A 12,040-nucleotide genomic window follows, 5' to 3' on the forward strand; every position below is an offset into this window, starting at 1 on the left:
CCCCTGACGGTTCGGATGCCGGAAGGCGAGCCTCCCGGCATCCGAACCGTCAGGGGCCGTCAGGGGCCGTCAGGGGCCGTCAGTGGCCGTCAGTGGCCGACGGGGGCTGCGCCGTGTGGGGCGTCGGCGGGCTTGCGGATCAGGAACGCGCCGACCAGCAGTGGCAGCGAAAGGATCGCGGCGAGCAGGAACGCAGCCTGCGTTCCGGCGCCTTCTGCCGCGATCGCGTCGGCGCCGGCATCGATTGCGCCCGCGGTGACGGCCGACATGATGCCGAACATCATCGCGATGCCGGCTGCTCCGGCGACCTGCTGCACGGTTCCGACGACGGCTGAGCCGTACGAGTAGAACTTCGGCTGGAGCGAAGCCAGCGACGCCGTGAAGAGCGGCGTGAACGACAGCGCCAGGCCGATCGACAGCACGGTGTGCGCGGTGACGATCACCCAGATGGGCGTGGTGGGCGTGTAGGTCGTGTAGAACCACAGCATCGCGCTCGTGATGACCGCGCCCGGCACCAGCAGCACGCGCGTGCCCCAGCGGTCGTAGATGCGACCGATGAGCGGGCCGGCGAAGCCCATGGCGAGGGCGCCCGGAAGCACGATGAGACCGGTCTCGAGAGGCGAGATGCCGTGCACGCGCTGCAGGTACAGCGGCAGCACCGTGATCGCGCCGAAGAACGCCATCGACATGAGCGCCATCTGGCCGATCGAGAGCGAGAAGTTCGCCGAGCGGAAGACGCGGAGGTCGAGCAGGGCGTCGTCCTCGCGCTGCAGGATGATCTGACGCCACGCGAACAGGCCGAGCGCGATCACGCCGACGGTGAGCGAGATCGCCATCGACGCCGACGACAGCGCATCGGCGGCCGCGGCGTCCGACCCGGTGCCGTGCCCGCCGCCGCCCAGCTGGCTGAGCCCGTAGACGAGCCCGCCGAAACCGAGTGCGGAGAGGACGACCGAGAGTATGTCGATCGGCGCACGGGTCGTCTCGCCGAGGTTGTGGATCCAGCGCGCGCCGACCGCGAGGGCGACGAGCGCGATAGGCAGCACGATGCCGAAGATCCAGCGCCAGCCCACCGTGTCGAGCAGTGCGCCGGCGAGCGTCGGGCCGATCGCCGGAGCGAGCGAGATCACGATGCTGACGCGGCCCATCATGCGACCGCGGATCGCGGCCGGGACGACGGTCATGATCGTGGTCATGAGCAGCGGCATCATGATCGCCGTGCCCGATGCCTGCACGACGCGGGCGACGAGCAGCATGGGGAACCCGGGGGAGAGGAAGGCGATCAGGGTGCCGAGCGAGAAGAGGCCCATCGCGGCGATGAACATCTGCCGAGTGGTGAAGCGGCGGAGGAGGAAGCCGGTGATCGGGATCACGACCGCCATCGTGAGCATGAAGGCGGTGGTCAGCCACTGCGCGGCGAGCGCGGTGATGCCGAGATCGGTGATGAGGTGCGGGATCGCGACGCCCATCGTGGTCTCGTTGAGGATCGCGACGAAGGCGGCTCCGAGAAGCAGCCAGATGACGCGGCTCTCTTCGGGGCGCAGGGTCGTGGCGCCTCCGCCGACCGGCGCGGCCGTGGCGGGCACGGCCATGCTTCCCGTTCCGGGGGTGGTGTCGATGGCGGCCATAGGTCGTCTCCTCGGGCTCGGGTGAACAGCGAAGCAGCCACCCGAGGATGGCAAGCCTTGACCATAACGGCCGAGTACGACAGGGCATTCCCGATTCCCAGGGAAAAGTATGCGCGGCCTTCGGTGTCGTCGCGCTCATTAGGCTGGCGAGGTGAGCATGCGCGGGGGCGGAGGAGGCGGCGGAGGCGGCGGCCATCCCGGATTCCGCCCGGTCGACACCGAGGCGCAGCGCAAGCTCAACGCGCAGGCGCCAAAGATCCCCGACCTCGGCCACCGTGTCATCGCGCTGTTCCGGCCGTACACGGGCCGCATCGTGGTCACGTGCCTGCTGGTCGTCGTCGGCGCTGCGATCGCGGTGATCCCGCCGCTGCTGGTGCAGCAGATCTTCGACCAGGCGCTCTTCCCGATCGACGGCTCGGCACCCGACCTCGCGCTGCTGTGGCGGCTCGTGCTGATCATGATCGTGCTGTTCCTGCTCTCGGCGGTGCTCGGCGTCGCTCAGACGTGGTTCACCTCCACCGTCGGCAACAAGGTGACCGGCGACCTGCGCGTGAAGCTCTTCGATCACCTGCAGTCCATGGAGCTCGGCTTCTACACCCGCACCAAGACCGGGGTCATCCAGTCACGCCTGCAGAACGATGTCGGCGGGGTGTCGGGCGTCCTCACGAACACGGTGACCAGCATCCTCGGCAATGCCGTCACCGTGATCGCTTCGCTCGTCGCGATGCTCATCATCGACTGGCGACTGACGCTCATCGCCGTCGTGCTCATGCCGTTCCTGATCATCGTGCAGCGTCGCGTCGGCCAGGTGCGGGCGCGGATCGCCGGTGAGACGCAGGAGTCGCTGTCGGAGCTGACGGCGATCACGCAGGAGACCTTGAGCGTGTCCGGCATCCTGCTGTCGAAGTCGTTCAACCGCCAGCGCACCGAGTCGGCCCGCTATCGAGACGAGAACGTCAACCAGGTGCGCCTGCAGGTGCGCCGCGCCATGAGCGGCCAGGGCTTCTTCGCCGTCGTGCAGGTGCTGATGGCAAGCGTCCCTGCGGTCATCTACCTCGTGTCGGGCTATCTCATCACCGGCGGCACCGACACGATCACCGCGGGCACGATCGTGGCCTTCACGACCGTGCAGGCGCGACTGCTGATGCCGCTGATGGGCCTCATGCGGGTCGCGCTCGACGTGCAGACCTCTGCCGCGCTCTTCGCGCGCATCTTCGAGTACCTCGACCTCGTGCCCGCCATCAGCGATGCGCCCGACGCCATCGACGTCGAAGCGGCACCGGGGCCGATCGGACGGATCGAATTCCGCGACGTCGTCTTCCGCTATCCGGACGCCGCGGCCGATGCCCGGCCCACGCTCGGCGGCATCTCCTTCACCGCCGACCCCGGGCAGCATGTCGCTTTCGTCGGACCGTCGGGCGCGGGGAAGACCACCGTGCTGTACCTCACGCCCCGCATGTACGAGGCGAGCGACGGTGCCGTGCTGTTCGCCGGCGCGGATGTGCGCCGGCTCCACCAGGAGTCGATCATCGACCACATCGGGATCGTGTCGCAGGAGACCTACCTCTTCCATGCGACGATCGCCGAGAACCTGCGCTATGCCAAGCCCGATGCGACGGATGCCGAGCTCGAAGCGGCCTGCCGCGCGGCGAACATCCACCACCTCATCGCCGGCTTCGCACTCGGCTACGACACCGTCGTCGGCGAGCGCGGGTACCGCCTCTCGGGCGGCGAGAAGCAGCGTATCGCGATCGCGCGGGTGCTGCTGAAGGATCCGCCCGTGCTGCTCCTCGATGAGGCGACCTCGGCGCTGGACACCGTCTCGGAGCGCGTGGTGCAGGAGGCGCTGGATGCCGCGGCCCGCGGCCGCACCACCCTCTCGATCGCCCATCGCCTGTCGACCGTCATCGCCGCCGACGTCATCCACGTCGTCGAGGCCGGCAGGATCGTCGAATCGGGCACCCACGCCGAACTGCTCGCCGCCGGCGGACTGTACTCCGAGCTCGCGGCCGAGCAGCTGGCGGCATCCCGCATCCTCGAAGCCGAAGAAGCGGACCCGCCCGCCGATCACCCGGATCGCCGCGCCGATCGCCCGCCCGGCATTCCCGCAGCGCCGCTCGACCTGCAGGCGTGGGCGCCGGTGGCGGAGCTGCCCGACGCCTGAGCGGCGCGCCCGACGGAGTCGCTAGTGCCAGCGGGCGGCGTCGCGCGCCGCGGCCACCGCGACGTCGGTCAGCCCCTCGCGGGTGAGGACGTCGGCGCGGTCCCACATCGTGCGAGCGAACAGCCCGAGGTCCCGCCGGTACTGCGGATCGGGGTGGTCGCGCCCCAGCTCGATGAGCGGGGGCAGGTCCATCGCGAGGATGAGGCGGACACGAGCGGATGCCGCCGCGAACCGCCCGGCGGCATCCAGCACCGCGATGCCGCCCGACAGCGCCTCGATGTAGTCGCGCATCACCGCGAGCTCGCGCTTCTGCTGTGTGATCGACGACCCGTCGGCGCGCTCCCGCCATTCGACGACGACGTCGGGGATGACGTCGAACGAGCACGCACGCGTGTAGAGCTGCTGCGCGATGATCTGATCCTCGTAGGCCCTGCCGACCGGGAAGCGCAGCGCTGCGTGGTGCCACAGCGCGGTGCGGCTCACCTTCGACCAGGCGACGATGTTTCCCGAGGCCTCCGGGTGGTCCGCGAGCGTCGTCGCGGTGCGCGCGGGCTCGGTCGACGCAGCGACCCAGGGCTGCACGGTTCCCGGCGTGTAGCCGCCGAGCGCGTCGGGCCGGAGCCGCACGTACGCACCGACGGCGAGATCGCTGCCGCTGGCGACCAGCGTGCCGACGAGCTTCTCGAGGGCGTGCGGTGTGAACCGGTCATCCGCGTCGAGGAAGCCGAGGAACGGCGTCTCGACGAGGTCGAGCCCCGTGTTGCGGGCGGCGCTCAGCCCACGCCGCTCGGGGTGATGGACGACGCGGAACCGCGGGTCGAGGGCCGCAGCGGCGTCGAAGATCGCGCCGGTGGCATCGGTCGAGGCGTCGTCGACGAGCACGGCGACCCAGGACGCGAAGGTCTGCGCGCGCAGCGACGCGAGCGCCTCTTCGGCGTAGTCGGCGACGTCGTAGCCGGGGACGATGACGGTGACGGCGGGGGATGCGGGCGAAGTCACGCGTTCGAGCCTACGGCTGCCACGGAAGCGGCGACCGCGTCGGCGACAGCATCCAGGCCGGCGGTCCACCCGTGCGGCAGCGTGAAGCGCACGGCCGTCTGCGCAACCTCGGGGGCGATCCCCATCGCCAGCAGCACGTGGGACGGCTCGTCGCTGCCGGCGGCGCACGCCGAGCCGCTCGACGAGACGACACCGCGGCGCTCCAGTTCGAGCAGCACAGCCTCGCCGCTCGTGCCGGCGAACGTGAAGCTCGCGGTGCCGGGGAGACGCTGCACGGGGTCGCCGGTGAGCCGGGCTGACGGCACGAGGGTGAGCACACGCGCGATGAACGCGTCCCGAACGGCCGACACGCGCGCGGATGCCGCCGCGCGTTCGCCGTCTGCGAGTTCGAGCGCCGTCGCGATCGCGACCGCCCCGGCGACGTCCTCGGTGCCGCTGCGGCGGCCGCGCTCCTGACCCCCGCCGTGGAGCAGGGGCTCGAGGGGAATGCGGCCCCGCACACCCAGGACACCGGTGCCCTTGGGCGCGCCGACCTTGTGCCCGGCTATCGTGATCGCGTCGACTCCGAGTTCGGCCGCCGACAGCGACAGCCATCCGGCCGCCTGCACCGCGTCGATGTGGATCGGCACCCCGCGCTCCCGCACCGCGCGGGCGATCGCGGTGGCATCCTGAACCGTGCCCACTTCGTTGTTGGCGTACCCGATGCTGACCAGCGCAGTGTCGTCGCAGACGGCGTCGGCGACGGCATCCGCATCGATGCGCCCGACGCCGTCGACGCCCACGCGCGTGACCGCGAAGCCGTGGATGCGCTCGAGGTAGGCGACCGATTCGAGGATCGACTCGTGTTCGATGGGGCTCGTGACCACGTGGCGGCGGCCCGAGAGCTGCCACGCGCCGATCGCGATGCCCTTCACGGCGAGGTTGTTGGCCTCGGTGCCGCCCGAGGTGAAGACGACGTCACCGGCGCGGAGGCCGAGCACGCGGGCGACGCGCGCCCGCGCGTCGGCGAGTGCGTCGGCGGCCGCCTCGCCCACGGTGTGGTGGCTCGACGGATTGCCGTACCACCGCGTGAGGTACGGCGCCATCGCCTCGAGCACCTCCGGGCGCACCGGGGTGGTGGCGGCGTTGTCGAGGTAGAGCATGCCCATGACGGGTCCGTCAGAGGGGGACGTGGGTGGCGTCGAGGCGCACGTCCAGGCCGAGGTCCAGGGCGCGGGCGGAGTGCGTGAGCGCGCCGACCGAGACGACGTCGACCCCCGTCTCGGCGATCGCACGGACCGTCTCGAGGGACACGCCGCCGGATGCCTCGACGGTCGCGCGTCCGCCGATCTGAGCCACGCCTGCGCGCAGATCCTCGAGCGAGAAGTTGTCGAGCATGATCGTGCCGACGCCCGCCGCCAGCACCGCGTCGATCTGCTCGAGCCGATCGACCTCGACCTCGACGTGGGTGGTGTGCGGAAGCCGGGCGATCGCTCCCTGCAGCGCCGCGGTCACCGAGACGCCCTTCTGGGCGAGCACGGCCAGATGGTTGTCCTTGGCCATGACGGCGTCCGACAGCGAATACCGGTGGTTGTGTCCGCCGCCGTTCACGACGGCGTGCCGCTCGAATGCCCGCAGCAATGGCGTGGTCTTGCGGGTGTCGGCGATGCGGGCGCCGGTGTGGGCGACCTCGGCGACGTAGCGGCCGGTGAGGGTCGCGATGCCCGACATCCGCTGCACGAAGTTCAGGCCGATGCGCTCGGCGGTCAGCACGCCGCGAGCCGGCCCGCTCACGACGGCGAGTACGGCACCCGCGTCGAACCACTCGCCGTCCTCGGCCACCAGTTCCACCTCGATGCGGGGATCGGTGAGCCGGAAGGCCGCCGCGAACACCTCGCCTCCGCTGAAGACACCCGCTTCGCGCGCGACGAGATCGGCGCGAGCGGTCGCCGTCGGAATGATCAGCATCTCGCTCGTGATGTCGCCCCACGGCGCATCCTCTTCGAGGGCGGCGCCGACGACGCGGTCGATCGTGGTGCGGGTCAGCATGCGAGGGCCTCCTGCCGGAGAGCGGTGGATGAAGGGATGCCGCGGCCGGCGTTCTCGGACTGCCCGGCGTCGCGGCGGTGATGCGCGCCGACCGATTCCCGGCGTTCGCGGGCAGCATCGACCAAGCGCACAGCGAGCAGCAGCAGGTTCTCGTCCTCGAAGTCGTGCTCGGTGCGGGGCTCCCGTGGCTGCGCGCGCCAGGTCGCGAGGACGCCGGCGGCGCGGCCGAGACCGGTTTCGTCACGCACGAGTCCGGCGTCCTCCCACAGCAGTTCCTGGAGCGCGGCTCGCGAGAACGCCGCCGCCGCCGCGGCGTCGGTCGCCGGGGCAGGTCGCGCCACGGGGGCGGCGAACCCTTCGGTCGCCGGCCATATGCCGGTTGCGGCATCCGATGCGATCACGTCGCCGGCGCGAGCGCCGAAGACGGCGCCTTCCAGGAGCGAGTTCGACGCGAGGCGGTTCGCGCCGTGCACGCCGGTGCGGGCGACCTCGCCGACGGCGTAGAGACCGGGGAGCGTCGTGCGGCCGAACAGATCGGTGACCACCCCGCCCATCAGGTAGTGCGCCGCCGGCGTCACCGGGATCGGCGCCGCCGCCCAGTCGAGCCCGCGGTCGCGTACGGCGCGATCGATCGTGGGGAAGCGGCGCGCGAGGAACGCGCGGCGCTCGTCGTAGGTGGGGCGGAGAACGGTCGCGTCGAGGAAGACCGGGCGTCCGTCCTGCGCCTCCATCTGCTGGGCGATCGCCCGTGAGACGACGTCGCGCGGGGCGAGCTCGCCGTCGGGATGTGCGTCGAACGCGAAGCGGCGCCCGTGCTCATCCACGAGGGTCGCGCCCTCGCCGCGAACGGCCTCGGAGACGAGGAACGAGTCGCCGACCGCCAGGACCGTCGGGTGGAACTGGAAGAACTCGAGGTCGGCGACCGCTGCGCCCGCGCGGATCGCGGCGGCGATGCCGTCGCCGGTGGCGACAGCGGGGTTCGTCGAGTGAGCGTACAGCTCACCCGCGCCGCCGGTGGCGAGCACGATCGCGTCGGCCTCGACGCGCTCGCGGTGCTCGTCTTCCACGAGCAGGTCGACACCCGTCACGCGCCCGTCCGTCAGCACCAGATCGATGAGGAACGCGTGCTCGACGACCCGCACGCGGCTCGCACGCAGCCGCGCCACGAGCGCCTTCTCGATCGCGGTTCCGGTCGCGTCGCCCCCGGCGTGGAGGATGCGCGGGTACGAGTGGGCGGCTTCGAGCCCTTTGACGAAGTCGCCGTCTGCGCCGCGGTCGAATCCGACGCCGAGATCGATGAGCTCGCGGATACGCGCCGGGCCTTCCTCGACGAGCACGCGCACCGCTTCGGGGTCGGCGAGTCCGGCGCCTGCTGTCAGGGTGTCGCGCTCGTGGTCGGCGGTGCGGTCGTCGTCGAACATGACGCCGGCGATGCCGCCCTGCGCGTAGCGGGTGTTGGCGTGCTCGAGCACGTCCTTGGTCACCAGCGTCACGCGGCAGCCGTGCTCGACCGCGTGAAGTGCCACGGTGAGGCCGGCGATGCCGCTGCCCACGACGACGGCATGCGCTCGCTGAGCGACCGTGGGCGCTGTCATGACGCGTTCTCCCAATCAGCCGCGGGCGCTGCCGGAGGCTTGGCTGCCAGCATCCGCTCGAGGGCGAGGCGCGCCGGGTCGGCGACGTCGGCCGGAACCGTGATGCGGTTGCGCACCTCTCCGGCGACGAGGCCTTCGAGCACCCACGCGAGATAGCCGGGGTGGATGCGGTACATCGTCGAGCACGGGCACACCACCGGGTCGAGGCAGAAGATCTCGTGCTGGGGGTTGTCGGCGGCCAGGCGCTGCACGAGGTTGACCTCGGTGCCGATCGCGAAGGTCGTGGGCTCGGTCGCACCCTCGATGGCGCGGCGGATGTAGTCGGTCGAGCCAGACTCGTCGGCCGCGTCGACGACCTCCATGGGGCACTCCGGGTGCACGATGACGCGGACGCCCGAGTGCTCGACGCGCGCCCGCTCGATCTGCTCGACGCTGAAGCGACGGTGCACCGAGCAGAAGCCGTGCCACAGGATCACGCGGGCGTCGTCGAGGGTCTGGGCATCGGACCCGCCCAGCGGCTTGCGCGGATTCCACATCGGCATCTGCTCGAGCGGCACGCCCATCGCCTTGGCGGTGTTGCGCCCCAGGTGCTGGTCGGGGAAGAAGAGCACGCGGCGTCCCCGCTCGAACGCCCACTCGAGAACGGTGCGCGCGTTGGACGACGTGCACACGATGCCGCCATGGCGGCCGACGAACCCCTTGATCGCGGCCGAGGAGTTCATGTACGTCACCGGGACCACGGGCACGAGGCCGTCGGCATCCGTCGCGTCCATGTCTCCGTAGACGTCGGCGAGCTGCTCCCAGCACTCCTCGACCTGGTCGATGTCGGCCATGTCGGCCATCGAGCAGCCGGCGGCGAGGTTGGGGAGGATCACGGACTGCTCGGGTTGTGAGAGCAGGTCGGCGGTCTCGGCCATGAAGTGCACACCGCAGAAGACGATGGCTTCGGCATCCGGGTGCTCGAGAGCCGCGTTCGCGAGCTGGAACGAGTCGCCGACGTAGTCGGCGTGGAGGATGACCTCTTCGCGCTGGTAGAAGTGGCCGAGCACGACGACGCGGTCGCCGAGGGTCGCCTTCGCGGCGACGATCCGCGCTGCGAGCTCTGCTTCGGACGCATCGCGGTACTCCTGCGGCAGTTCGCCCTGGCGCGGGGAGCCGGTGGGGATCACGTCGCCCATCGACGAGCCGGGGCCGTAGCCCGGACGGGAGTCGAAGTCCCACGGACCCGATGCGAGGTCGGTGTTGCAGGTCTCTGCGCTCGACGCGCCCGCGACGATCGCCTGGATGGCGTGGTCGACGGAGGCGTCGGTGGGACGGGGCTGGAGGGTGATGCCGATCGCAGACATGGCGTGCTCGATTCAGTGGCGGGGGACGAGCGGGCCGCGATCGGCCAGCTCGACCTCTTGGTTGTAGCGATAGAGCCGCGCCGGGCGGTGACTGCCCGTGCGGAAGCGGTCGGTGGGGATGAGGTTCCCCGAGTTCTCGACCTGGCGGCGGAAGTTCGCGGGGTCGAGGCGGCGACCGAGGATCGACTCGTAAACCTCGCGCAACTCGGCCAGGGTGAACGCGTCGGCCAGGAGCCCGTGCGCGATGCGGCTGTAGCCCACCTTGTTGCGTAGACGCCACAACGCGTAGTCGACGATCTCGTTGTGGTCGAAGGCGAGACGGGGGAGGGTTGCGGCATCGAACCAGCGGACGTTCTCGATGTCGTCTCCGGGGATCTCGTCGGAGCGCACGAGTGCCCAGTACACGATCGAGACGGCGCGCGTGGGAGAGCGGTCGACCGCGCCGAACGCGTACAGCTGCTCGAGATAGCTCGGTGCGAGCCCGGTGGTCTCGCCGAGGGTTCGGGATGCCGCGGCGTCGAGGCTCTCAGCGGCGTCGAGCCAGCCGCCCGGGAGTGCCCACAGTCCCTCGTGCGGGTCGCGTGTACGACGAACGAGCGGCAGGAAGACGCTGGCGTGCTCGGAATCGGCGGCGCGGCGGAGCGTGAAGATCACGGTCGACACCGCAACGCGGGTCGCGTCGGCGGGGGCCGCCGCCGTGGGGTCGGGCTCGAGGATGCTGGTTCTTGTCATCATGACTATTACTCCGAGTCCATCTTAGTGTCACTCTGACCTGAAGGGCAAACCGGTGGCGCGCGGGTGTCCGAGCGGCGTCGGTGCCTGCTCATAGGATTCGCACGTAGCGTGGGTGGTCCCTGTCTGCACCGCGTCCCGAGGAGAACCGTGCTGATCGTCGACATCGTGCTCGTGCTCGTGCTGATCGGCGCGCTGGTCGCCGGCGCGACGCGCGGATTCGTCGGCAGCATCGGGGTGATCGCGGGTCTCGTGGCCGGGGGTGCTGCCGCGTACTGGCTGGTGCCGCTCGTCAACGACGCGTGGCCGTGGCAGCAGTGGCGCCCGCTCGTGGTGGTGCTGGCGACGCTGGGGCTGCTGATCGGCGGCGCCTCCATCGGCGGTGCCGTCGGCTCGGCCCTGCGCCGCGGCGTCGACCGCACGCCGCTCCGGGTCTTCGACCGGCTGCTCGGCGCCGGTGTCGGCGTCGTCGCCGCCGCGCTGGCGCTGTCGCTCGCCGGCGCGAGTCTGGCTGCGACCGGCATGCCGATCGTCTCGTCGGCGGTTTCGTCCTCGACGGTGCTGCGCACGATCGAACGCCTCACGCCCGCGCCCGTTTCCCGCGGCCTTGCCGAACTCCGCACCCTCGTGCTCGACGAGGGCATCCCCGCGCTCGGCGACCTGCTCGAGATCGGCGAGGTGCCGAGCGTCCCGCCCGTCGACCTCGACGATCCCGAGCTGACGCAGGCGGCGGCATCCGTCGCCCGTGTCTCGGGCACCGCGTACTCGTGCGGCACGAGCTCGACCGGCAGCGGCTTCGTCGTGGCTCCCGACCGCATCGTCACGAACGCGCACGTGGTCGCCGGCGTCGATCAGCCCGTCGTCGAACTGCCCGGCCGCGCCGCACGCGAGGGTCGCATCGTCTACTTCGACCCGGTCGACGACCTCGCCGTCGTCGCGGTCGACGGCTTGGATGCGGTCCCGCTGCCGCTCGTGCCGACGGTGCCGGCGGGGACGGCGGCCGCGGTGCAGGGCTTCCCGCTCGGCGGGCCGTTCACCATGATCTCGGCGGGCGTGCTGTCGGTGGGCACCGTGCCGGTGCCGAACATCTACGACGACGGCCTCGCGCCGCGCGAGATCTACGCGCTGCAGGCGGCGGTGCGTCCGGGCAACTCCGGCGGGCCGCTGCTCACCGATGACGGCGCGGTCGCCGGGGTGGTGTTCGCCCGCGCCGAGAACGACGCAGAGCGCGGGTACGCGATGACGATGGCAGAGCTCGACCCCGTCGCCGCTCAGGCGGCCTCGCTTTCGGATCAGGTCTCATCGGGCCGCTGCATCGGCTGACGGCATCCGGCCGCTAAGCTTGCTCCGCAAGTCAATACCGGCCAACGACCCGGGCGGGAGAGCCTCGACAGCGTGATCGTCGAGCACCGAAGGAGCAAGCCTCCCCGCCAATCTCTCAGGTACCGCGTACCGTTCGGGTGAGGCCGACTCTGGAAAGCGATTCGAGCGATTCGAGCGAATCCGCCGAAGGTGAAAGTCGCAGCATCCCATTCACCGGGAATGGAT

Annotated in this window: 9 protein-coding genes and 1 riboswitch; of the genes, 2 read left to right on the forward strand and 7 right to left on the reverse strand. The window is 70.9% G+C overall.

Annotation, left to right across the window (positions count from 1 at the left end; all coding sequences use genetic code 11):
• Positions 1-89: 89 nt before the first annotated feature.
• Complete coding sequence (locus FFS15_RS17375) at positions 90-1,628, reverse strand: DHA2 family efflux MFS transporter permease subunit (protein WP_137846314.1); 1,539 nt, start codon at positions 1,626-1,628, stop codon at positions 90-92.
• Positions 1,629-1,785: 157 nt separating this feature from the next.
• Here FFS15_RS17375 and FFS15_RS17380 point away from each other — a divergent pair, with 157 nt between their 5' ends.
• A complete protein-coding gene (locus tag FFS15_RS17380; protein WP_137846339.1) occupies positions 1,786-3,792 on the forward strand; it encodes an ABC transporter ATP-binding protein in 2,007 nt (668 codons plus the stop codon).
• Between the two features lie 21 nt (positions 3,793-3,813).
• On the opposite strand, the gene FFS15_RS17385 is transcribed toward FFS15_RS17380, so the two are convergent.
• Genes FFS15_RS17385 through FFS15_RS17410 form a run of 6 tightly spaced genes read right to left on the reverse strand, consistent with a single transcriptional unit; the run spans position 3,814 to position 10,492 of the window.
• A complete protein-coding gene (locus FFS15_RS17385; RefSeq protein ID WP_137846315.1) occupies positions 3,814-4,791 on the reverse strand; it encodes a glycosyltransferase family 2 protein in 978 nt (325 codons plus the stop codon).
• A complete protein-coding gene (locus FFS15_RS17390; protein WP_137846340.1) occupies positions 4,788-5,933 on the reverse strand; it encodes a cysteine desulfurase family protein in 1,146 nt (381 codons plus the stop codon). The genes FFS15_RS17385 and FFS15_RS17390 overlap by 4 nt, the downstream gene beginning before the upstream one ends.
• A gap of 16 nt (positions 5,934-5,949) precedes the next feature.
• A complete protein-coding gene (gene nadC / locus FFS15_RS17395) occupies positions 5,950-6,819 on the reverse strand; it encodes a carboxylating nicotinate-nucleotide diphosphorylase (RefSeq protein WP_137846316.1) in 870 nt (289 codons plus the stop codon).
• Positions 6,813-8,414: an L-aspartate oxidase gene (gene nadB, locus FFS15_RS17400; RefSeq protein ID WP_137846317.1), complete on the reverse strand. Its 1,602-nt coding sequence runs from the start codon at positions 8,412-8,414 to the stop codon at positions 6,813-6,815. The genes nadC and nadB overlap by 7 nt, the downstream gene beginning before the upstream one ends.
• Positions 8,411-9,760, reverse strand: a complete 1,350-nt coding sequence (nadA, locus tag FFS15_RS17405; RefSeq protein ID WP_137846318.1) for a quinolinate synthase NadA — start codon at positions 9,758-9,760, stop codon at positions 8,411-8,413. The genes nadB and nadA overlap by 4 nt, the downstream gene beginning before the upstream one ends.
• Before the next feature lie 12 nt (positions 9,761-9,772).
• Positions 9,773-10,492, reverse strand: coding sequence for an NUDIX domain-containing protein (locus tag FFS15_RS17410; protein ID WP_171013262.1), 720 nt, complete (start codon positions 10,490-10,492; stop codon positions 9,773-9,775).
• A 150-nt stretch (positions 10,493-10,642) separates the two neighbouring features.
• On the opposite strand from FFS15_RS17410, the gene FFS15_RS17415 reads away from it, so the two are divergent.
• Positions 10,643-11,815, forward strand: a complete 1,173-nt coding sequence (locus tag FFS15_RS17415; RefSeq protein ID WP_137846319.1) for a MarP family serine protease — start codon at positions 10,643-10,645, stop codon at positions 11,813-11,815.
• A 44-nt stretch (positions 11,816-11,859) separates the two neighbouring features.
• Positions 11,860-11,957, forward strand: a riboswitch (glycine riboswitch).
• Positions 11,958-12,040: the final 83 nt, after the last annotated feature.

This window comes from Microbacterium sp. 2FI, from assembly GCF_005502885.1.
Taxonomy (GTDB): Bacteria; Actinomycetota; Actinomycetes; order Actinomycetales; family Microbacteriaceae; genus Microbacterium.

What these genes read in the sequence shown, in the direction of transcription:
- FFS15_RS17375 (WP_137846314.1), bottom strand. Translation starts at nt 1,628, where the DNA reads ATGGCCGCCATCGACACCACCCCCGGAACGGGAAGCATGGCCGTGCCC.
- FFS15_RS17390 (WP_137846340.1), bottom strand. Translation starts at nt 5,933, where the DNA reads ATGCTCTACCTCGACAACGCCGCCACCACCCCGGTGCGCCCGGAGGTG.
- nadB (WP_137846317.1), bottom strand. Translation starts at nt 8,414, where the DNA reads ATGACAGCGCCCACGGTCGCTCAGCGAGCGCATGCCGTCGTCGTGGGC.
- nadC (WP_137846316.1), bottom strand. Translation starts at nt 6,819, where the DNA reads ATGCTGACCCGCACCACGATCGACCGCGTCGTCGGCGCCGCCCTCGAA.
- FFS15_RS17380 (WP_137846339.1), top strand. Translation starts at nt 1,786, where the DNA reads ATGCGCGGGGGCGGAGGAGGCGGCGGAGGCGGCGGCCATCCCGGATTC.
- nadA (WP_137846318.1), bottom strand. Translation starts at nt 9,760, where the DNA reads ATGTCTGCGATCGGCATCACCCTCCAGCCCCGTCCCACCGACGCCTCC.
- FFS15_RS17410 (WP_171013262.1), bottom strand. Translation starts at nt 10,492, where the DNA reads ATGACAAGAACCAGCATCCTCGAGCCCGACCCCACGGCGGCGGCCCCC.